This is a genomic window from Cupriavidus sp. GW822-FHT02D05, assembly GCF_058802485.1.
Map to the genome: position 1 here is coordinate 127,142 of NZ_JBXAOE010000017.1, position 21,331 is coordinate 148,472.

The 21,331-nt window shown below is 65.9% G+C and carries 22 protein-coding genes; 10 read left to right on the forward strand and 12 right to left on the reverse strand.

What is annotated here, in order from left to right:
* The first annotated feature begins 91 nt into the window (after positions 1-91).
* Positions 92-1,504 carry a lysozyme inhibitor LprI family protein gene (locus AC1RQK_RS22820; protein ID WP_492811328.1) on the forward strand — a complete coding sequence of 471 codons (1,413 nt, stop codon included), beginning with the start codon at positions 92-94 and terminating at the stop codon, positions 1,502-1,504.
* Positions 1,505-1,541: 37 nt separating this feature from the next.
* Here the strand turns inward: AC1RQK_RS22820 and AC1RQK_RS22825 are convergent, their stop codons facing one another.
* Positions 1,542-2,396 carry a hypothetical protein gene (locus tag AC1RQK_RS22825; protein ID WP_492811330.1) on the reverse strand — a complete coding sequence of 285 codons (855 nt, stop codon included), beginning with the start codon at positions 2,394-2,396 and terminating at the stop codon, positions 1,542-1,544.
* Positions 2,397-2,643: 247 nt separating this feature from the next.
* Positions 2,644-3,501, reverse strand: coding sequence for a hypothetical protein (locus AC1RQK_RS22830; protein WP_492811332.1), 858 nt, complete (start codon positions 3,499-3,501; stop codon positions 2,644-2,646).
* Positions 3,502-3,708: 207 nt separating this feature from the next.
* Here AC1RQK_RS22830 and AC1RQK_RS22835 point away from each other — a divergent pair, with 207 nt between their 5' ends.
* From AC1RQK_RS22835 to AC1RQK_RS22845, 3 genes are all read left to right on the forward strand, one after another.
* Positions 3,709-4,098: a hypothetical protein gene (locus tag AC1RQK_RS22835; RefSeq protein WP_492811334.1), complete on the forward strand. Its 390-nt coding sequence runs from the start codon at positions 3,709-3,711 to the stop codon at positions 4,096-4,098.
* A 238-nt stretch (positions 4,099-4,336) separates the two neighbouring features.
* Positions 4,337-5,446: an LLM class flavin-dependent oxidoreductase gene (locus AC1RQK_RS22840; RefSeq protein ID WP_492811336.1), complete on the forward strand. Its 1,110-nt coding sequence runs from the start codon at positions 4,337-4,339 to the stop codon at positions 5,444-5,446.
* A 20-nt stretch (positions 5,447-5,466) separates the two neighbouring features.
* Complete coding sequence (locus AC1RQK_RS22845) at positions 5,467-6,435, forward strand: ABC transporter substrate-binding protein (RefSeq protein ID WP_492372718.1); 969 nt, start codon at positions 5,467-5,469, stop codon at positions 6,433-6,435.
* 78 nt (positions 6,436-6,513) lie between these two features.
* Here the strand turns inward: AC1RQK_RS22845 and AC1RQK_RS22850 are convergent, their stop codons facing one another.
* The 6 genes from AC1RQK_RS22850 to AC1RQK_RS22875 are packed head-to-tail and all read right to left on the reverse strand — an operon-like array spanning position 6,514 to position 12,272.
* Positions 6,514-7,251 carry a GGDEF domain-containing protein gene (locus AC1RQK_RS22850; protein ID WP_492372719.1) on the reverse strand — a complete coding sequence of 246 codons (738 nt, stop codon included), beginning with the start codon at positions 7,249-7,251 and terminating at the stop codon, positions 6,514-6,516.
* A 7-nt stretch (positions 7,252-7,258) separates the two neighbouring features.
* Positions 7,259-7,648 carry a DUF1987 domain-containing protein gene (locus AC1RQK_RS22855; protein ID WP_043354443.1) on the reverse strand — a complete coding sequence of 130 codons (390 nt, stop codon included), beginning with the start codon at positions 7,646-7,648 and terminating at the stop codon, positions 7,259-7,261.
* Between the two features lie 29 nt (positions 7,649-7,677).
* The gene (locus AC1RQK_RS22860; protein WP_492372720.1) at positions 7,678-8,247 is read right to left on the reverse strand and encodes a SiaB family protein kinase; all 570 of its coding nucleotides are present in this window, start codon (positions 8,245-8,247) and stop codon (positions 7,678-7,680) included.
* 28 nt (positions 8,248-8,275) lie between these two features.
* A complete protein-coding gene (locus AC1RQK_RS22865) occupies positions 8,276-9,511 on the reverse strand; it encodes a SpoIIE family protein phosphatase (protein WP_492811340.1) in 1,236 nt (411 codons plus the stop codon).
* Between the two features lie 56 nt (positions 9,512-9,567).
* Positions 9,568-10,722: a helix-turn-helix domain-containing protein gene (locus AC1RQK_RS22870; RefSeq protein ID WP_492811342.1), complete on the reverse strand. Its 1,155-nt coding sequence runs from the start codon at positions 10,720-10,722 to the stop codon at positions 9,568-9,570.
* Between the two features lie 32 nt (positions 10,723-10,754).
* Complete coding sequence (locus tag AC1RQK_RS22875; RefSeq protein ID WP_492811344.1) at positions 10,755-12,272, reverse strand: hypothetical protein; 1,518 nt, start codon at positions 12,270-12,272, stop codon at positions 10,755-10,757.
* 215 nt (positions 12,273-12,487) lie between these two features.
* On the opposite strand from AC1RQK_RS22875, the gene AC1RQK_RS22880 reads away from it, so the two are divergent.
* The 6 genes from AC1RQK_RS22880 (at position 12,488) to AC1RQK_RS22905 (ending at position 16,362) form a co-directional block, all read left to right on the forward strand.
* Entirely contained in the window at positions 12,488-12,841 is a 354-nt protein-coding gene (locus AC1RQK_RS22880) for a YciI family protein (protein ID WP_150986166.1), read from the forward strand.
* 172 nt (positions 12,842-13,013) lie between these two features.
* Positions 13,014-13,427, forward strand: a complete 414-nt coding sequence (locus AC1RQK_RS22885; RefSeq protein WP_492372725.1) for a YciI family protein — start codon at positions 13,014-13,016, stop codon at positions 13,425-13,427.
* Positions 13,428-13,484: 57 nt separating this feature from the next.
* Entirely contained in the window at positions 13,485-14,021 is a 537-nt protein-coding gene (locus AC1RQK_RS22890) for an SRPBCC family protein (RefSeq protein WP_492372726.1), read from the forward strand.
* 58 nt (positions 14,022-14,079) lie between these two features.
* Positions 14,080-14,496, forward strand: a complete 417-nt coding sequence (locus AC1RQK_RS22895) for a VOC family protein (protein WP_492811347.1) — start codon at positions 14,080-14,082, stop codon at positions 14,494-14,496.
* Positions 14,497-14,501: 5 nt separating this feature from the next.
* Positions 14,502-15,788, forward strand: coding sequence for an RNA polymerase sigma factor (locus AC1RQK_RS22900; protein ID WP_492811349.1), 1,287 nt, complete (start codon positions 14,502-14,504; stop codon positions 15,786-15,788).
* Between the two features lie 217 nt (positions 15,789-16,005).
* The gene (locus AC1RQK_RS22905; RefSeq protein WP_492372729.1) at positions 16,006-16,362 is read left to right on the forward strand and encodes a calcium-binding protein; all 357 of its coding nucleotides are present in this window, start codon (positions 16,006-16,008) and stop codon (positions 16,360-16,362) included.
* Positions 16,363-16,943: 581 nt separating this feature from the next.
* Here AC1RQK_RS22905 and AC1RQK_RS22910 read toward each other — a convergent pair.
* The 4 genes from AC1RQK_RS22910 to AC1RQK_RS22925 are packed head-to-tail and all read right to left on the reverse strand — an operon-like array spanning position 16,944 to position 21,242.
* Entirely contained in the window at positions 16,944-18,143 is a 1,200-nt protein-coding gene (locus tag AC1RQK_RS22910) for an ABC transporter permease (RefSeq protein ID WP_492811351.1), read from the reverse strand.
* A gap of 3 nt (positions 18,144-18,146) precedes the next feature.
* Positions 18,147-19,355 carry an ABC transporter permease gene (locus AC1RQK_RS22915; RefSeq protein WP_416052122.1) on the reverse strand — a complete coding sequence of 403 codons (1,209 nt, stop codon included), beginning with the start codon at positions 19,353-19,355 and terminating at the stop codon, positions 18,147-18,149.
* Positions 19,342-20,037, reverse strand: a complete 696-nt coding sequence (locus AC1RQK_RS22920; RefSeq protein ID WP_492372731.1) for an ABC transporter ATP-binding protein — start codon at positions 20,035-20,037, stop codon at positions 19,342-19,344. The genes AC1RQK_RS22915 and AC1RQK_RS22920 overlap by 14 nt, the downstream gene beginning before the upstream one ends.
* Positions 20,034-21,242 (reverse strand): efflux RND transporter periplasmic adaptor subunit, encoded by a 1,209-nt coding sequence (locus AC1RQK_RS22925; RefSeq protein ID WP_492811354.1) that lies wholly within the window; start codon positions 21,240-21,242, stop codon positions 20,034-20,036. The genes AC1RQK_RS22920 and AC1RQK_RS22925 overlap by 4 nt, the downstream gene beginning before the upstream one ends.
* Between the last annotated feature and the right edge of the window lie 89 nt (positions 21,243-21,331).

Below are 21,331 nucleotides of genomic sequence, written 5' to 3' on the forward strand. Positions count from 1 at the left end.
AGAAGCATATTGCGCTTCCATATGCGCTTGTTGAGGGGGCAGTGCCTGCTTGCCTTCCCAGGCTGGAACCACTCAGAAGAGAACGCGCGTTGTGAATGTGAATATCAGGAATTACTCGTCGCTGATCGCCTTGTTGGCGCTGTATGTCTCTGCCGCACAGGCGGCGCAGGCCGGCATGCAATGCGAGCGCGCGGCGAGCAGCACGGAGATCGCGATCTGCGCCAATGAGGATCTGCGCAAGCTCGACAGCAAGCTCTCGGCCGTGTATGGCAAGCTCGCCAGCGCCCAGGCCCAGCAGCGCGCCGCGCTACGGCAAGCCCAGCTTGCGTGGCTCAAGACCCGGGATCAGTGTGGCGCGGACAAGAGCTGTATCAACGCACGATATGACGAGCGGCTTGCGGCATTGCAGGCGCAACTGCGCGAAGCCGCCGCCTACAAGCCGGACAGCGTGGACCGGCAGGCGCTGGAGGACCTGCGCCAGGCGGTGGAAGCCATGCGCAAGACCGAGCCGGCGTTCCCGCTTGAGAAGGCCCTCGATGCGATCCGCATCAAGACGGGCATGACAACGTTCGCCAACGTGAAAGACGGCAAGCAGACGGGCGACGACGCGCATTTCCCGACGACGCGCCCCCCAGGCGTCACCAGCGACGAATGGCGCGCCTTGCTGGCCTCCGGCATCGAGGGCGGCGGGGAGAACGGCAACGCTTCCTACACGCTGATGGATATCGACGGCGACGGCCAGCGCGATCTCATCATCGACACCTATTCCGGCGGGACCGGGCTGTTCTCGTACGTGAGCGCGCTGCGCCGCGAGGGCGGAAAATTCGCAGGCGCCGATGGCTCGACGGGCCGGGCCGACGCGTTGGAGCAAGGAGGCTACCTCTACTCGGTCAACGGACGCGGCGCCAACCAGGCGGCGGACTGGGTCCGCCTGCGCGGACGCGTATATGTAGCGTACCGGAGCAGTTACTACGGGGTGGACAACGTTCACCTGCTCAGGCCGCTGACGGTGGTTGGCGAGGTGCCAAGGCTTGCTGTGCAATACCGCTACCAGCTCTCCATCCCCAGGATCCAGAAGGACGAAGAGAAGGGCGCGGTGACCACGCTGGACAGCACCCTGCATGCCGCCCTGACGCGCGCGCTTGCGCAGGCAAGCAACGAGGTGGCACGCGATGTCGGCACCATGGACAAGCCCCTTTGCCCGGTTCCGGACACGGTCAAGGGCGATGACCGTGGTGTCTACTACAGCTACGGCCCGGGCCACTACACCTTTGAAATCGTGGCAGACATGCCCGTCTGGGTAGGGCGCCAGTGCCACATCGGGCAACTGGTCGACTGGTTTGGCGGCTATTCACCTAAGGACGGGCTGTTCGCGCAACTGTGGATGCGCAAGCCGGAGGACCAAGAGCAGGCGCAAGCGCGGACGTATTCCGTCAAGGGCTTGCGCACCGCTGTCGGGATCAAGGCGTCGATCGGCAAGGTGGAGGGCGACAACGGCATGTAATCCACCGCTTGCCGCCGCCCGCCGCCCGGCAACCGGATCATTCGCTGATCTCGACCTCCATGTTGGTGATGGTCGGGAAGTGCTTGTCCTCCTTCAGGTTGACGGTAAACGCCACCCCCTTGCGCTTGCCCGCCATGAAGCCGGTGTTGCGATCCAGGTCGGACACAGCATCCTGCAGCGGCGGCGTCAGTTGCTTGTAGAAGGCCAGCACCTGCTCGATGCTGTCGGTGGTCTGCAGCCGGAGCACACGCTTGGCCTTGGCGTTGCTCAGCGCATCCTGCGCGGTGCGGTGAACGATGGCCCGCGGGTATAGCGGCACTTGCGACGAAAATCCCTTGGGGAGCTTGACCGGCTTGGCCGCGGTGTTGGCGGCATCCAGCGTGACGGTCTCCACCTTGGCGATCTTCTCGCCGGAGTCGGTCTGCAGGTCTTCGGGCACGTCCTGGCTCCACGCAACCAGCGGTTGCGCCTTGGCGCGATCGAAGCCAGGCCGCAGGAAGACGGACAGCCGGCCGTGCTGGTCGTCCTGGCAACCATCCTTGCCGCATTCGCGGTGCACCAGCGCAGCGGCCAGCACGTCACCGCGCTCGTCTACCAGCACGGCCGCGCGCTCGGCGCCATGCGATAGCTGGCGGCGCGACGACAGCACGCGCTGGCCATCGGGTAGTTCCTGCTGGACCCGGTTGGCGTGCGACTGCAGCCCCGACAGGATCTGCTCGGCCAGCAGGCCGTCCTCCCAGTAGTAAGTACCGGACGCATTGCCCGCAAACCGGGTGATGGCGAGATCCAGCGCGGGAGCTTCCCGGGTTTCCTGCTGGTGGCTGGTGTCCAGGACCAGGACGGCATCCGCGGCCAGGGCAAGGGGCGCGGCGCCGAGGGTGGAAAGCAGCAATGCCAGCGCTGCACAGGAGGCGGGACGAAATCGAAGAGCCATACGGAAAGGAAAAAGGAGAGGAAAAATGGTGGGGATTGTCAGTCCGCTCAACAAGAAAACGGGCCCCGGAGGGTCCGTTTTGACGGGAGGCTGCGAAGCCTGATGTGATCGTAAGTATACTTGGTAATGCCGGGGCGATCGATGCGGGGCCGACAGCGAGGCCGGCGACCGGCTTGACATGGCTCCCACATCGTCCTCGCCGCGCTCAGTCGGCGATCTCCACCTCCACGTTGGTGAGGCTCGGGAAGTGTTCATTGCGCTGCGCCTCGACGGAAAACGCCACGCCCTTGCGCTTGCCGCTCACGTAGCCGCTGTTGTCATTCTTGCCGGTCTCCAGTTGCCCCATCGGCGGCGACAACCGTTTGTAGAAGGCCAGCACCTGCCCGATGCTATCGGTGGTCTGCAGCCGCACCACGCGCCTGGCCCGGGCGTCGCTCAATGCATTCTGCCCGGTGCGATAGAGGATGGCCCTCGGGTACAGCGGCACCTGCGCCGGGAATCCCGTGGGGCGCTGGACCGGGCTGGCGCCTGTGCGGCTGGCATCCAGCGTGATGGTCTCCACCGTGGCGATCGTCTCGCCCCTGCCAAGCTTCAGGTCCTTGGGCACATCCTGGCCCCACGCGACCAGCGGCTGCGCCTGGGCGCGGTCGAAGCCGGGCCGCAGGAAAACCGACAGCACGGCGTGCTGGCTGTCCTGGCAGACGGATTCCTTGCCGCACTGCCGGTGCACCAGCGCCGCGGCCAGCACGGCGCCGCGCGCGTCGACCAGCACGGCCGCGCGCTCGGCGCCGTCGGAAAACTCCCGGCGCGACGCCACCAGGCGCAGGCCATCAGGCAGCGCCTGCTCCAACCTGTGCGGGCGCGATGCCAGGCCGGTCAGCAGTTGCTCGGCCAGCAGCCCGTCCTCCCAGTAGTAGGAGCCGGAAGCCAGGCCGGCAAATCGGGCCACGGCCGGTTCCAGCACGGAAACCTCCCTGGTCTCCGGCTCGCTGCCGGTGATCGGGACCAGGACGTAATCGTTGGCCAGGGCATGGGGCGAGGCGGCGACGGCGAAAAGAAGCAAGGCCGATAGAGCGCAGGGGATGGGACGAAATCGAAGAGCCATGCAGAGAGGAGGAAAAGGTAGGAGGGTGTCAGTCCGATCAACGAGAAAGCGGGCCCCGAAGGGTCCGCTTTGACGGCAGGCCACGAAGCCCGATGTGACTGCCAGTATACTTGGCAAATCCGGCTAATTGAAGCCGGGCACCAATGATGGGAAACACAGAGAACGATGAACAAGAAGATGCCAGCAATCCTGATGGCCGCGAGCACGATCGTGCTTGCCGCTCCGGTGCATGCGCAAGCAGACCCGGCTGTGCTCAAGGGCATGTATGACATGTCCCGCAACGTCGCTGGCCTCACCAGCTACTGTGTCGGAAAGGGCTTCCTGAAAGCCGACAGTGTCAAGAACGCCAGGAAGATGGTCGGTCTGATCGCGGGGATCCCGGGGGTAGATACAAGTGGTGGCGAGGCCAGCGAGGCCGCGGGGCTGCGCGGTAACGTGCTGATGCCGGACGGCAAGGAAGAAGGGATTGAAAGCAGCCCGCTCGGCGCCAAGCAGTGGTGCCAAGACTCGGCACAAGGCGTGTCGGACGGTTTGAAGAGCGCGGCCGCCGGCTAATCACGCGGCGCCGAAAAAAATCGCATTCGGCTGCCCGAACCAGCGCTATCGGACGATGGCGCCGGTTCGGCGCCAGCCAGGCAAGGGCTGCCCCTCATCGTGCAAAACCGCATATCTTCCCTCGTTCTTATTCCTTAAGAATCGCTTATCCACGGCGTATGTTCATGCTTTGGCGATACGGCGCGCAACTCCCCCGCAGCCGCTTCAAATCATCGCAAACCAGGAACAGGAGCCTACGATGAGCGTGGAAATCATTGGCATGATCCAGAGCCAGAAGCAGTCGGAGATCCATCCGGCCAGCGGACCGGTCGTGGATCGCGACTATGTGCGGGCATTTGCGCAAGCGCATGAGAACGCCGGCTTCGACCGCGTGCTGGTGCCGCATCACTCCACCGGCCCGTCCGCCACGCTAACCATTGCCTACGCGGCTGCCGTGACCGAGCGCGTGCATTTCATGCTCGCGCACCGGCCGGGCTTTACCGCGCCCACGCTGGCGGCCCGGCAGATCGCCTCGCTTGACCAGTTCAGCGGTGGCCGGCTTGGCGTGCACTTCATCTCCGGCGGCTCCGATTCCGAGCAGCAGCGCGACGGCGATTTCCTCAGCCACGACGAGCGCTATGCGCGCACCGACGAGTACCTCGGCATCCTGCGGCGCATCTGGACGCAGGACAAGCCGTTCGACCACGAAGGCAAGTATTACCGCTTCACCCAGGGCTTCTCCGAAGTGAAGCCGGCGCAGAAGCCACACGTGCCGATCTTCTTCGGTGGGGCTTCGGACGCGGCGATTGAAGTCGCCGGGCGTCACGCCGATGTCTACGCACTGTGGGGCGAATCGCTCGAGCAGGTCCGCGACATCACCACGCGGGTGCGCGCCGAGGCGGCCGCGCATGGGCGGCAGGTGCGCTTCTCGGTCTCGTTCCGGCCGATCCTGGCGCAAACCGAGACGGCGGCATGGGCACGCGCCAATGCCATCCTCGAAGAAACGCGCCGCCTGCGCGAAGCGGCTGGCCTGGGGCAGGGCGGCCCGCAGCAAAGCGAAGGCGCGCGCCGCCTGCTGGCCGCCGCCGACAAGGGCCCGCGTGTGGACAAGCGCCTGTGGACGGAGATCGCCAAGCTCACCGGCGCGCGCTCCAACTCCACCGCGCTGGTTGGCACGCCGGAGCAAGTCGCCGACGCGCTGCTGGACTACTACGACCTTGGCGTGACCACGTTCCTGATCCGCGGCTTCGATCCGCTCGAGGATGCCGTGGACTACGGCCGCGAGCTGATTCCCCGCGTGCGCGCGCTGGTGGCGCAGCGCGATGCCGCGGCCGGCGCTGGTGCCGGTGCTGGCCGCAAGGCAGCCTGAAGGGGATGGCGAGCGGCAACATGACGGCATCCCGAAGACAATTCCTGCGCTACGCCGCATTGGCGGCGGCCAGCGGCGCCTTGCCGTTTACCGTGTCGGCCCAGGGCCGGCCCGTGCTCAAGGCCGGCGACCAGAAGGGTGGCCTGCGTGCCCTGCTGGAGAGCGCCGGCGAGCTCAAGGGCCTGGCCTACGACATCCAGTGGACGGAGTTTCCCGCCGCCGCGCCGCTGGCCGAGGCGCTGAACGCCGGCGCGGTGGATTCCGGCCCGATCGGCGATGCGCCCGCCATCTTCGCGCTGGCCGCTGGCACGCCGATCAAGATCATCGGCGCCAACCGCTCGGACCCGTTCGGCACCGCCGTGCTGGTACGCGCCAATTCGCCCTTGAAGACGGCGGCGGACCTGCGCGGCAAGAATATCGGCACCAACCGTGGCTCCATTGGTCACTTCGTCGCCCTGAAGGCGCTCGAATCGGCCGGCTTGAAGCCCGAGGACGCCAGCCTGCGCTTCCTGCCGCCGGCGGACGCCAAGCTGGCGCTGGTCAACGGCTCGATCGATGCGTGGGCCACATGGGAGCCGTACACCGCGCTGGCCGAGACCAGCGGCCATGCACGCGTGCTGGTGAGCGGGCGCGGGCTGTGGTCCGGCCTGAGCTATCTGGCGGCGACGGACAGCGCGCTGGCCGCCAAGCGCGAGGTGCTGCGCGACTTCCTGCAGCGCGTGGTGCGCGCGCAGGTGTGGTCGTACCAGCATGTGGACGGCTTTTCCGCTGCGCTGGCGCGCATCATCGGCATCTCGCCGGAAGCCGCACGGCTGCAGTTTGAGCGGCGCCGTACGCGGTGGCGCAACATCGATGCGGCAGTGATTGCCGAGCAGCAGCGCACGGCGGATTTCTACCTGAAGGCAGGGCTGCTCAAGCAGCGGCTGGATGTGCGGACCACGTTCGATGCCGGCTTTCCGCTGGCGGTGCAGGTCAACCCGGCGAGCTGACCGGGCCGCAGGTGGCGCCGAGCGCGCCGCGGCATGTTGTGGCTTGGCGTCTTGCGTGAACCTGACCGGCGCGGCGCCTCAATGCAACGGCACCACCAGTTCGCTCTCCAGCAAACTGACAACCCGGTTACGCCCGCTCCGCTTGGCCTGATACAACGCCTCATCAGCGCGCGCATAGGCCTGCTCGAAACTCGTCCCAGGGGGACTCCAGCTCACGCCGAAGCTAGCCGTCACCTGCAGCCCCGCCTTGACCGGAAACACGTGCTGCTCGATCTGCAGCCGCATGCGCTCCGCCAGTTCGACAGCGGCGTCCAGCGCGCGCGCCGGCAGCAGCGCAGCGAACTCTTCGCCGCCCACCCGGCCGATGACGCCCGCGCCTTGCACCGACCGCTCCAGGCAGTCGACGACGCCGCAGATCACGGTATCGCCGACAGGGTGGCCCATCGAGTCGTTGACCCGCTTGAAGTGATCGATGTCGAGCACGATCAATGACAGGCTGTCCCTCGCCAGCACCGCACCGGCCCGCTCGATGATGGCGCCACGGTTCAGCGCGCCGGTGAGCGTGTCGCGCGTGGCGCGGAATTCCAGCTCGCGGGCCAGGTCCTGCAGGCGATGGTTGAGCCGGTTCATTTCCAGCTCTTCGCGGTCGCTGCGCCGTATCAGGCGCCGGGTTTCGCGCATCAGCCGCTCGTAGTAGCCGATCAGCTCGCCCAGCGTGTCGCGGTATGCCTGGGCACCGGCATCGGGATTGCCGAATACCGCCCTGGCGCCCGCCAGGACGCCGTTTTCCGACTCGAAGAGATCTGGCTCGGACATGCGCTGCTCAGCTCGCCGTGGTGGCGTGGTCGAGGAAATCGATGGCGGGGAAGTCGGCGTGCAGGTCCTGGCCGAATTCCAGGATCGTGTCGTCGTCCACGTCGTGATACCAGTGCACGATGACCCGGTTGCCCTTGTCGGCTGCGTCGTTCATGGCGTCGAACATGCTGAACAGCACCTTGGTGCTGGAGCTGTTGAAGTACGTCAGCGCCACATGCACGGTGACTTCGGTGTCCTCGCAGGCCGCCAGGTATTTGCGCAGGCGCAGGATCACGTCGCCGTAGAATACCGCGGCGTTTTCCGGATAGGACTCGCCTTTGAGGGAGAGCGTGTGCTGCTTGAAATCAAAGCTCACCTCGGGCGAGGTCGGTGTGGCGGCAATGAACAGGTTTTCCATCAGTTTCCCTTTCGATCCCGTTCAGTCATTCAGATGGTTGCGGTAAGGAAGAACATCGTCGATACCGGGTCCGCGTCGATGGGCTGGAAGCTGTACTCCAGCGGCGCGCTGGCGTCGCGGGCTACTGTCAGGAATCCCAGGCCGGCGCCCTTGCTGCCTTCCGGCGCTTCGGCGCGCATGGTTTCCTTGTAGGCCTGCTTGATCTGGTCCAGCGTCATGGTGCGCAACGGCTCCAGCGCGGCGCGCAGTTGCCCCACGCGGGTGAGCGCCACCGGGTTGGAGCACATCAGCCGGTAGCGGTCTTCCACCATGCAGATGCACACCGAACCGTGGCGCAGCTGGTTGGTGTCCTGGGTGGGCGGCGTGAGCGCGTCGGACGAATAGTGGACGATGTTCTGCGCCATCTCCACGAACGAGGAGAACAGCTTGCGCCGGGTCGAGCCATCGACGCCACTCACCGTCAGTTGCAGCCGGACTGCATCGGACATTGCCGCGATGATGTTCTGGGAAAAGTAGCCGACGTAGTAGAAGATCACGTTGCGTTCCCGGGCCATTTCAAAGAATGGCCCATATTCATGGTCAATCGAATTACCGTTCATCTCAGTGCTATAGCAGGCCATTGCAGGACTATTGAACGCGAAAGCAGAAAAACGTGAGGTCGTCGCGGCGGCGGTGATGGCCTTGCCACGCGCGATACTGGTTCAGCACGGCCTCGTTGATCTGCGCCGCCGAGGCATGCCGGCTGCCGCGGATCGCTTCGCGGATGCGGCGCTTGCCAAAGGCGATTTCCTTGGGGCCGCCGATCTGGTCGATCAGGCCATCGGTGGTCACAAACACCACGCTGTCCGGCTGGGTCTGGATAAAGCGGTTCTGCCAGGCAAAGTCCAGGTCGGTGTCCACATAGCCGACGCCCATGCGCTCGCCGTCCACGATCTCGCCTTCCTCCTCGCCGGGCTGGAGCACGAACAGGGCGCTCTTGGCGCCGGCGAACACGAGCCGGCGGCTGGCGTTGTCAAACCAGAAGAACGCCGCATCCATGCCGTCATTCGAGCCAGGCGTTTCATCATCGCCGTCGAGCTGCCCGAGCATCTGCTTGATGCCGCGGTTCACCGCCATCAGGAGCGCGCCAGGGTCGCGCGGGCCGCGCTGCTCGATGGCCTGGATCAGGATGGACGAGGAGATCAGGGTCAGGAACGCGCCCGGTACGCCGTGGCCCGTGCAATCGGCCAGCGCGGCAAACCAGCCGTCCTCGAACGCGGCAAAGTGATAGAAATCTCCGCCAACCACATCGCGCGGCTCCCACACCAGGCCAGCGTCGCCGAGCGTCCTGGCCAGCGCCTCGCGCGAGGGGCGCAGCATCGAGCGCTGGATGGTGCTGGCGTAGTCGATGCTGTGCATGATCTGGCGGTTCTTCTCGGCCTGCATGTCCGCGACCACGCGCATCAGCTGCAAGCCATGCCCGATGCCAAGGAAGCGGCCGTCACGCGCGATGATGAAGCCGTCGGCAAGTGCCTTCTCGCCGTACTCCACCGCCTTGAAGGTCAGGGCCTCGATGCTCATCGCCGCATCGACCACCAGCGGCTCCTTGTCCATGAAGGCGATACAGCTCTTGCGGTTGTACAGCTCGCGGTGATAGGGCTTGCTCATCTGCGACATGAAGATCGCGCGATTGATCAAGCCGATCGGCGTGTCGTTCTCGGTCACCGGCAAGCTGGCAAGGTCCCGGTGCTTGCCGAACACATCGAGGACTTCCTGATTGTTCTGTTCCGTGGTCACCGATGGCGTGGCGACGCAGAGATCCTCGGCACAGGGCTGCCGGAAGCGGGAACGAGCCAAGTGTGAGTCAACCGGAACGTCAGGCATCGCCAGGGCATTCGGACTATTGGGAAGCTGCCGATTGTATGGCGCGCGCATGACAGTCATGTGACATATGGCGCATGCGGCGCGTCCGGGGGCTTCCAGGCGCTGGCGACGGCGCCAGCGCCTGGAAGCCCCCGGAAATCCCTCGGGGACACGCCGTAGGCCCGGCGGAATGCGCGGGTAAAGTCAGAGGCACTGTTGAAGCCGGCCCCATAGGCGATCTCGCCGATGCTGATGTGTGCAAGGCGCAGGAGATCGTCGGCCGCCGCCCGCAACCTGCAGTTGCGGATATACGCGCCAAGGCCGCCTTCGTGCTCGAACATCCGGTACAGGGTTGGGCGCGGCAGCCCGAACGCTTGCAGGATGCTTTCGGGCGAGAGGTTCTCCAGTTGTAGATTGGCCTGCACGTAGCGCTGCACGCGCTCCAGCATGGCGGCGCGGGCGGCCGCGCGCGCGTTGCCGGCAAGGCGCGCCTGCTTGCCGAATGCGGCAACGATCAGGTGCGCGCAGTCGCGGATGGTTGTTTCCGCATCGGCCTCGGACAGTGCCGGGAGGTTGCGGCAGAGCGCCGTCACGTGATCGAAGATCAGGCGCGTCAGCGGCGAGGTATAGGTCACCACGCGGCCATGGATGGACTCGGCATCGGGAATGGCCGCCTCCACCGTGGCGCGCGGCACGAAGAAAGCCAGCACCCGGGCGCGCGTGGGGCGGTGCATGTGCATCGGCTGGTTCATGTCGAGCGCCAGGATGCCAGGCACGAACTGGGCGGATTTGCGCTGCCGGGAGAAGTCCGTCACCGTTTCGGCGATCCCGTCCACGGCCACATGGAAGACGTAGTCGCGCACGCTGTCGGTGGAGATGCGCGCGGTGGTGCGAATCTGGCCCACCGGATCGGTGCGGCTGTCCAGGTAGGTCAGGTCCTTGAGCACATAGGTATCGATCTCGCCCCGGAAGCCGCCGGCAACCTGCGCGCGCGAAACCGGGACATCGAGTATGCGGCCGACATAGTCGCGCCAGGCCGGCAACTGCAGCGTCACCGCCTCGTTCGCGACGGTGAAATGCTGGTGCACGATCGGCGGCGGGGCGGTGGCAGGGCTGGCGGACGCAGCCGGCTGGGCATGCCTTTGCAGATGGGAAGCCAGGATCCGGCTGACGGTGTCTGAATAAGCCTGGGTCATGATGGCGTCGGGGTCAGGAAACAGCTCGCGTGCCAAGTCCGAGCCATTGTACCGATGACGCTCAGAGGCTAGTCGATTGCCGGTGCGCTCGCTTCCTTCAGTGCGGCCGCGTCGTACTCGCGCGCCGCATCGGCGGCGCGGCCTTTTTCCAGCACGCGGAAGCTGGCCGGGTCGGCGCCGTCGATTGCTACCAGGTTCACATAGCCGATGATATAGGCGTGCTTGCGGTCGCGCGCAAAGTCCGCGTCGAGGAACTCCAGTGTGGGCAGGTGCACGCGCTTGGCCGAGACCGGCCGGCGCCCGAAGAACAACTGGTCGCCCGCCAGAAGGAAGCCAGGGTGCGGTACCTGCAGCGTATCGTGCGGCACGGCTACCTTGAGCGGCTTGTCGTCGCAGAACAATTGCGCGTCGTCCCACGCGTAGCAGCCTGCGATGCGCAAGGCATCCGGGTTCACGCCTTTCTTGGCCTTGCCGCGATAGAAGGCACGGCTGGCATCGCGGGCCCACGAGCCCTGCAGCACGGTAAACCCGGCGGGATCGACCTTGCGCAGGGCTTGCGGCGTTTGGTAATGGTTCGGCGCGTAGAACACGGTGACGCCGTCACTGAGATAGCCATCCCCCAGCGCTTGCAGGCTGGTGATCGGCCGCGAGGAAAGCAAGGTTAGCTCGCACGGACCGTTGGCGTACCAGTGCAGCCAGTGGATGCCATGCGCATCGCCACAGAACACGCCCATCAGGCCGTGGCCAACGGGCATTTCCCTCGCGGCAAAGGTGGCCGGATCGAGCCCGGTGAGGCGATGGCCCTCGTATTCCACTTCTTGCACTGGCGTGGCTTGCGCGGCTGGCGCCTGCAGGCGGTGCCACCAGTAGTCCTGCAGCGCGGGCAGGGCAGTGAAGAAGTCCCGCCAGTGCTCGACCTGGCGGTGGTCGAGCGCGGTCATGCGCTGGCCGTCGTCGATGGGGCCGATCTTGTCGGTCATGCGCAGCGGGCCGTCACCACTGGGCGCTACCACCAGGCTGGCGCGGTCGGCTTCGATGCGCTGGCCGAAGTAGTACACATGTCCAGCATCGGCAATGTAGTTGCCCGGCAAGCCCACCACGGTGGCGCCATCCGCGCCGATCACGCGCTTGCCGTTGAAGTAGGCCGACTCGGCGTCCACGGCGTAGTAGTCATGCATGTAGGTCACCGGCTCCAGCGGGCCATTCTCCGGCCAGCGCCAGTCCTGATAGACCAGCGGCCGGAAAGCCTGCGGGCTGCGGGTGCGGATGGTTTTGCCGGTAATGAAGTAAGCCTGGCGGGCGTCGCGGGCGTAGCGCTCGTTGAGGACTTCGAAGGTGGCGATGTCGGCGTTCTCGATCCGGTAGAAGTAGTACCAGGCCGCACCGCTGCCTTGCTGGGCCTGCACGATGACGTGCTCGCCGTCGGTGAACCAGCGCCCGGCGATGCAGCGGAACGCCTGTGGATGGGCAATGGGCAGCGGGCTGCCGTCCTTGGCCCAGAGCGGCCGGTCGCCGTGCGACCAGATCACGGTGTCGCCCTCGATGAAGTACGAAGGATGGTTGGTTGGCTGGCGCGATGCGGTCATGGGAAGGCGTTGGGTGCCGAGTGGAGCAAGGTCGACATATTAAACTGTCCGCCCAGATCGGCAATGGTTGGCGAATCCTCGGCCATTGCAATTAACGGCCAAGCATTTCTGCCATCCATCAGTGGCGCGCCGGCCGCTTGCGGCCGGCGGCCGCGGCGTGCAGGATGTGGGCGGTAAGCCATACCCGAAAATGCGCAAATCAAAGTGGAGACCCTATGTCGTACATGCTGTTGATTGTCGAACCCGTTGGCCAGCGCGCCGAGCGTTCCCCGGAAGAAGGGCGCCAGGCTTACGCCAGCATGCAGCGTTTTGCCGAAGGCCTGAATGAGCGCGGGCTGCTGCTGGGTGTCAACTCGCTCACGTCGCAGGCCAATGGCGTGCGCGTACAGGTGCGCGAAGGCCGCCGCGACCTGCTCGACGGCCCCTTTGCCGAGGCCAAGGAGATGATCGGCGGCTACTTCCTGCTTGACTGCGCCACGCAGGACGAGGCCATTGCCATCGCCGCCGAGTGCCCCGCCGCGGCATGGTGCACCGTGGAGGTCCGCGAGGTCGGGCCTTGCTTCCTGTAAGGCAGCCGGCGAGGGGCTTTCCTAGGTAATTACCCTTGGTCTTGAGGTTTTTTTGCCTCGGATGTCGATCCGGCGGCGCGCGGTTCGTCGTACCGGTAAGAGCCAGCGAGATGGCAGCGCCCTGCCACCGCCATGGCTTACCACCGACAAACTCAAGCTAAGGAGAACCGCGATGCGATTCATGATCCTGGTGAAGGCCACGCAAGACAGCGAGGCCGGCGCGATGCCGGACGAAAGCCTCTTCGCGGCGATGGCCGCGTATCACGAGCAACTGGCCAAGGCGGGCGTGCTGCTGGACGCCGCTGGCCTCAAGCCCACCGCCAATGGATGGCGCATCCGTTATGCCGCCGGCCAGCGCACCGTCATCGACGGGCCATTTGCGCAAAGCAAGGAGATAGTGGCGGGCTACACGCTGATCCAGGTGCGCAGCCGCGAGGAAGCCATGGAATGGGCGCGGCGCTTCCCGTCGCCGCATGGCGATATGGCCGACGGCGAGATCGAGGTACGGCAGCTGTTCGAGCTGGAGGACTTCGCGCCGAGCCCTGCGGTGGAGCGCATTCGCGACCTGGATGTCGGCCAGCACTGAGCCAACGATCCCACGATCTCACTCTAGCCCAACCCACCCTTTGCCGGATCCGACACCATGCTCAAGCCCATCCTGCTCGCCGCTTTCGGCGCCATTGCCCTGCTGCTGATCTACGCCGCCACGCGGCCCGATACCTTCCGGGTCGAGCGCAGCGCCAGCGTAAAGGCGCCGCCGGAGCGCGTGTTCGCGCTCATCAACGACCTCCACAACTTCAACCAGTGGAACCCCTATGAAAAGAAGGACCCGTCCCTGAAGGGCACCTACGGCGCCACGCGCAGCGGGCAGGGCGCCGCCTACGCCTGGGAGAGCGACAAGGTGGGCGTGGGCAGCATGGAAATCCTCCATGCGGTGCCGGCCTCCAAGGTCACGATGCGGCTGGATTTCATCAAGCCGTTCGAGGCGCACAACACCGTCGAATTCACGCTCAGGCCGCAGGCCGATGCCACCAACGTGACCTGGTCGATGGAAGGTGGCGTGCCGTACTTTGCAAAGCTGATGCACCTGGTCTTCAATATGGACAAGATGGTCGGCAACGATTTCGAGCAAGGGCTGGTCAACCTGAAGACACTGGCCGAGGCGCCGGCGGCCCGGTAAGCGGGGCAACCCGCCGAGCTTCCACCCAATCACGCGAAACCGAATCCTAGGACGAATCATGCTTAAGCAAATCTACCTGAACCTCGCCGTGGCCGACCTGCAGCGCTCGCAGGATTTCTTCAAGGGCCTGGGGTTCACCTTTAACCCGCAGTTCACCAACGACAGCGCTGCCTGCATGGTCATCGGCGAGAACATCCACGCGATGCTGCTCAAGCATGCATTCTTCCAGACCTTCACCACCCGCAAGCTGTGCGATACCTCCGAGAGCACCGAAGTGCTGATCTGCATCTCCTGCGAGAGCCGCGCCGAGGTGGACGCCCTGGTCGCCAAAGCCGTGGCCGCCGGCGCAACGGCGCCGCGCGCGCCGCAGGACCACGGCTTCATGTACGGGCACGGGTTCGATGATCTCGACGGGCATATCTGGGAGTTGGTGTATATGGAGCCCTCGGCACCCGGCGCGACCAGCGCGGCCTGAAACACATGGTGATGACGACATCGACGCAGCGGGCGATCGAAGCCGTCTGGCGCATCGAATCCGCCAAGGTGATCGCCCACGTTGCACGCGTGGTGCGCGACGTGGGCCTGGCCGAAGAACTGGCGCAGGATGCGCTCGTTGCCGCGCTGGAGCGCTGGAGCGAGACCGGCGTGCCGGACAACCCGGGCGCCTGGCTGATGACCACGGCAAAGAACCGCGCGCTCGACCATCTGCGCCAGCAAGCGCTGCACGCCCGCAAGCACGAGCAGATCGGCCAGGATCTTGAAGCGATGGAGGCCCACGTAGTGCCGGATTTTGTCGATGCGCTGGATGCCGCGCGCGCGGATGACATCGGCGATGATCTGCTGCGGCTGGTCTTCACCGCCTGCCACCCGGTGCTCTCCACGGATGCGCGGGTCGCCATGACGCTGCGCCTGCTGGGCGGGCTGACCACCGAGGAAATCGCGCGCGCCTTTCTCACGCCGGAGGCCACCATTGCCCAGCGCATCGTGCGTGCCAAGCGCACCCTCGGTGCGGCCCGCGTGCCTTTCGAAGTGCCCGGCCCACAGGCACGGGCGCCGCGCCTGGCGTCGGTGCTGGAGGTGATCTACCTGATTTTCAACGAAGGTTATTCCGCTACGGCTGGCGACGACTGGATGCGCCCCGCGCTGTGCGAGGAAGCACTGCGCCTGGGCCGCACGCTGGCCGGCCTGGCGCCGCAGGAAAGCGAGGTGCACGGCCTGGTAGCGCTGATGGAGATCCAGGCCTCGCGCACGCATGCACGGGTCGATGCGCAAGGCCGCCCGGTGCTGCTGCTGGAACAGGACCGAAGCCGCTGGGACCGCCTGCTGATCCGGCGCGGGCTGGCGGCGCTGGCGCGCGCGCAAGAGCTGGGCGGGGCGCTCGGCCCCTACGCCTTGCAGGCGGCGCTGGCCGCCTGCCACGCCCGCGCCAGCGCCGCGGCTGATACCGACTGGGCGCAGATCGCCGCCATCTACGACGCGCTGTCAGAGGTGGCGCCGTCACCCGTGGTGGAGCTGAACCGCGCGGTGGCGATCGGCATGGCTTTCGGCCCCGAGGCCGGCCTGGAACTGGTGAACGCGCTTCTCACCGAATCCTCGCTGGCGAAGTACCACTTGCTGCCCAGCGTGCGCGGCGACTTGTTGTACAAGCTCGGCCGCTTCGCCGAGGCCCGCGCCGAGTTCGAGCGCGCGGCCGGCATGACCCGCAACACCCGCGAGCGCGAATTCTTGCTGGGGCGGGCGCGGGATGCGGGGGCTCCCCGGCCCTGACCCGCCAGCGCGCATTGCCGCGCGTCACCACCGCCTGACTGGCAAAACGCTAATATCAGATACCGAAATAACTAAATTCCGCAATGCCGGAAAGCCGACGATGATCTTAGCCACGGGCCCGGGGGATCGATTGCTCCCGATCTCTGCACAAGCCATCCGGTCGCCCACGCTCGCGGGACCGGCGGGCAATACCATCGAAGTGTTCCAGGAGACTCTAATGATTCCACGGCTACTGTCGACCGCCAGCCTGGCGCTGGTCGCATTCCTTGCATCCGGCACTGTCGGCGCGCAACAACCCGCGCCACAACCCGCACCCCAGGCGGCGCCGCAAGCGCCCATGAATCCAAAGGAAGCCAAGGCGAAATTCGCAGAGAAGTTCGCTGCCGCCGATACCAACCACGACGGCAAGCTGAGCCGCGAGGAAGCAGAGGCCGGCATGCCGGAGGTCTACAAGAACTTCGACAAGATCGATACGAGGAAGAAGGGCGCGATTACGCAGAAGCAGATTGGTGCGTACTTTGCGGCCAAGGCCAAGCAGAAAGCCGCGGCGCAGAATCCGGGAAGCCTGAACTGACCTGGCGGTGCCGGCAGGGAGCTTGCGAGCTGAAATGCGCCCAGGTTCCGCCGGCAGCGGACGGTGGGACAGTATCGCAAATGCGGGTCCCTGACGACAGAGATCCCCGGAAAACTGGCCGGATCAAAGCCAGTGCCGGGGAGCTTTAACGATTCCTTGATTCCTTGATTCCTTGATGCCTAGATTCCTTGCTTCCTGGATTCTCTTTATACCTTTGATACCTGACAACGACGGCGGATCTCTGTTGTTCTTTCAGTCAGGTCAGGAGATTGAAGGCGAACCCTAGCGCAATCGCGCCACCGAGCGCCTCCACTGCTGCCAGCGCGAGAAGGTTCTTCAAGATGAAGCTTTCGTCCTGCTTGGTCACCATGGTGTTGTCTCCTGGAGTCGGAATCCCACGGCTGGTATGTAGTGGCAAGCTAAGCAGTGCCATTCCACGCTCCAGCCACGTCTTGATTCGCTTCCAGTAGACCGCAACCCGGAGCCGGAGAGAAGCTGGCATAAACCCCTATTCAGGCAGCCGGAGGAGCGCTGGCCTGGAAGCCGAGAAAGCTGCGGTTCGGGTTTCCAGTTTCCAGTTTCTATTCCGAGCGCAAGGCCTCCTGCGGAGCAAGCCGTGCCGCCCGGCGTGCCGGCAGCACCCCGGCAGCCAGACCGATCACCACCGCCACCAGCTCAGCCAGCACGGCGTAGGACCACGGTGTGTGGACTGGCAGCGCCGGCAACGCCGCCGCGAGCACCAGCGCGATGCCCCATCCCAGCAGCAGTCCGGTTATGCCGCCGATGGCGGCGAGCAGCGCGGCTTCACCAAGAAAGAGGAGCATGACCTGTGCCTCGGTCGCCCCGATGGCGCGCAAGAGCCCGATCTCGGATGTGCGTTCGGCCACAGCGATGGTGAGAATCGTGAGGATTCCCACGCCGCCCACGATCAGCGAGATGGCGCCGATCGCTGCTACCGCGAAGGTGATGGCATCGAGCACGGTGCCGAACACCTCTAGCATCTTTTGCTGGGGCGTGACGGTGAAGTCCTCGGCACCATGGCGCGCGCTCAACAGGCGCTTGATGCCGTCCTCCACGTCGGGGAGCGGGGCGGTGGGATCGTAGGTGACCTCGATCTCGACCAGGCTTTCCCGGTTGAACAGGTCCAGGGCACGGCCATCCGGTATATAGACCGTATCGTCCAGGTCGAAGCCCAGCATCTGGCCCTTCGCTTCCATCACGCCCACCACGCGATACCGTTCACCGCCTATGCGGATGCGTGCGCCCAGCGGGTTGTCGCCGCCGAACAGTTCGCGCGCCACTCTTGCGCCGAGTACCGCCAGCGTCCGCGCGGCGCGCGGATCGTCATCCGGCAGGAATTGCCCGGTGGCCACGCGCATGCTCAGCGCCTCGGTGAAGCGGGGCCCGACACCATACAGCGTCACCCGCCTGCTCTTGCCGAGGTAGTCGACTTCAGCATTGCCCTGCACCAGTGGGTTGGTCACGCGCACGTGGGGGGCATGGCGCAGGGCGATGGCGTCTTCGATCGTGAGCGGGCGCACGGTGTTGATCGACCCGAGCGAAGCGCCGTGGGTCTGGGTGCGGCCTGGCGTCACGCCGATCAGGTTGGTGCCGAACTGGGTGAACTCTTCGATCACGAAGCGATGCAGCCCTTCGCCGATCGAGGTCAGCAAAATGACCGCGGCGATGCCAACGGCAATGCCCAGCGCGGTGAGCGAGGTGCGTAGCCGGTGAGCAGCCAGCGAGGCGACGGTGAAATGGATGAAGTCTGCGTAGCGCATGGGTCACCGTCCCGACAGGGCCAGCACCGGATCCAGCTTTGCCGCGCGTTGGGCCGGTGCCACGGTGAAGGCGATGGCGGTCACGACGGCGATGACCGGCGCCCCCAGCAAGGCCCACCAAGGCGGCGTGAAGGGAATCGCCGGATAGAGCTGTACGGCAAGCCTGCACGCGGCTTCGCCCACAGCCAGGCCCGCGGCCACGCCACCGAGCGCCAGCAGTACGGCTTCAGTGAGAAAGAGCAGCCGGATGTGGCCGGCGGTGGCGCCGAGCGCCTTGAGCAACCCGATTTCGCGCTGCCGCTGGGTCACGGCAATCAGCATGACGTTCATGATGAGGATGCCGGCCACGGCAAGACTGATGGCCGCGATGCCGCCCACCGCCAGCGTGAGCGCGCGCAGGATGCGGTCGAACGTGGCGAGTACCGCGTCCTGTGTGATGACGGTCACGTCGCGCTTGCCTTCGTGGCGCTGGCGAATGATCTCCTCGGCGTCGGCCTTGGCGCCCTGGATCTGCTCGCGGGTCTTGGCCTCGATCAGGATGCGGAACAGAGAGTCGGTGTTGAACAGCGCCTGGGCCGCGGAAAGGGGAACGATGACCAGCTCGTCCGTGTTGAAGCCCAGCGATTCACCCTGGCCGGCCAGCAGCCCGATCACGCGAAAGCGCCGATCTCCGATGCGCAGCCACTCACCCAGCGCCTGGCGCGTGCCGAACAGCTCCATCGCCACCCTGGTGCCGATCACGCATACGGGCTGGCCATGGTGCGGATCGCCCTCGGGCAGGAAGCTGCCCTGGGCCAGCGCCATATGGCGCACCGCCAGCAATTCGGCGGTGGACCCCAGCACCGGCGCCTCGCGTCGCCGCGCGCCGACATGCAGATCCGCATTCCCGACAATGAGCGGCGCGATGCGCGCGACGGCGGGACTGCGCCTGAGTGCGAGCGCATCGTCCAGCGTCAGGTCGCGCGTGGTTGCGCCCAGCACGATCCCTGGCGCTGCGCCGGCTGTTTCGCTGCGCCCGGGCAGCACGATAACGAGGTTGGTGCCAAGTGCGCCGAACTGGTTCACCACATATAGCCTTGCCCCCTCGCCGAGCGCGCTCACCGCCACCACGGCGGCAACGCCGATGCCCATCGCGAGCAGGATCAGCAGGCTGCGTGAGCGGTAGCCGCGCAGTACCTGCCAGGTGAAGTCGAGAACGTCAGTGAGCCGCATGGCTATCCTGCCGCGCCTCGTCACCGGCAATGCCGCCATCCACCATGCGCAGCCTGCGCCGGGAGCGGGCGCCAATTTCCGGGTCGTGCGTGACCACGATCAGCGTTGCCCCCTGTGCATGCAGGCCTTCCAGCACGGCCATGACTTCCTGGCCGGTATGCCGGTCCAGGTTGCCGGTGGGCTCATCGGCGAGAATCATCGCCGGGCGCATGGCCATGGCACGGGCGATGGCAACCCGCTGGCACTGCCCGCCCGAGAGCTCGTCGGGCCGGTGCCGGGCGCGGTCTTGCAGGCCGTACTCACCTAGCAGCGCGTCCACGCGGCGCCGGCGTTCGGCCGGGTCCATCCCTGCGAGCACCATCGGCAGCTCGATGTTCGCGGCGGCGGTGAGGCGCGGCACCAGGTGAAAGAACTGGAATACAAAGCCGATCTTCTCACGCCGCAGGCGCGCCAGTTCGTCGTCCGGGAGAGCGGTGACGTCGCGGCCGCCCAACTGGTAAGCCCCGGTGTCGGCGCGGTCCAGCAGGCCCAGGATATTGAGCAAGGTGGACTTGCCGGAGCCCGATGGGCCCATGATGGAAAGGTACTCTCCCTGAGCAACCGCCAGGTCGATGCCATGAAGCGCGTGCACAGCCTCGCCGCCCAGCACGAACGTCCGCCCGATGCCGTCGAGCCGGATCATTTTGCTTGCATCTCCGCTGTAGCCGGTTCTTCCTCGACAGCGGCGATGCTCGCCTGGAGACCAATCCGTTCCGGTGAGGTGACGACGCGCTCGCCGCGCCTGAGCCCCGCGGTCGCCTCGGTGAACTCCGCGTTGGCAATCCCGGTGCCGATCGTGCGCGCTTCCAGCCTGCCGGCGGGGGTCAGCACCAGCACGCGGTTGCCGGATGCCAGCGCCGTGGTAGGGATGCGCAGCGCCTGGTCGCGGGCATCGGTCACGATTTCCACATCGGCGCTATAGCCCACCAGGAGATGGCGGACTAGGTCGGGACTGTCGAACTGGACCTCGACCTCAACGGTGCGGGCCTGCTTCTCCAGCGCCAGGACGTAGGGTGCGACGCGCCGCAACCTGCCCTCGAAATGCCTGCCGCGATAGGCGTCCAGGGTGACCCGCGCCGGCATGCCTACCTGCAGGCGAGCCGCGTCGATCTCGTCGATCGGCGCGGATACATAGAGGCACGAGTCATCGATCAGGTCCACGGCAGGCAGCGTCGGGATGCCGGGCGGCGAGGGCGTCAGGTACTCGCCAATCTCGCCGTTGACTTCGGCCACCACGCCGTCGAAGGGCGCTTTCAGCACCGTGCGCGCAGTATCCGCGCGCGAGGCGGCGATACGCGCCCCGGCCTCCTTCACCTGCGCCTTCGCGGATTCGCACGCGGCACGCCTGGAGTCGGCGTCGGCATCGGTCCGCTCCACCGCCTGGGGTGAGACGAAGCCTTTCGCCACCAGTTCCCGCGAGCGCCTGGCGTCGCTTGCCGCCACCTTGGCTAGTTCGCACACTTCGCGCACGTGCGCGGTGGCTGTCAGCAACTGGTGTTGCGAGAGTTGTTCGCGCGCGACCAGGTCTTCGTTCCACAGGACGAGAAGTACCTGGCCAGCCTTCACGCGATCGCCCTTGTGGATATTCAACACCTCGATGCGTCCGGCCGCCGGAGGCGCCAGCTTCGCCCGCCGGCAGGCTGAGACCGAGCCCGCCCGTGTGTTGGCGACAGTGGCCTCGACGCGCCCCTGCTCGACCTTGGCCGTCAGTACCGCTACCGGCTTGGCTCGGGTTGCGTACCAGCTTGTGCCAACGAGGCCTGCGAGTATCGCCACGACAATCGCGATGCGCCTGACGAGGCGGTTGCGCGTCAGCGTTCCTGGCGGAGACAGGGGCTTGTCTGGCATAGGGTAAGAGATGCGAAGACGTCGGCGGCGAATGCTGCGATGCATCAGCCTCACCGTCCCGCAGTCTCTGTATCCTAGCCCGTCGCGCC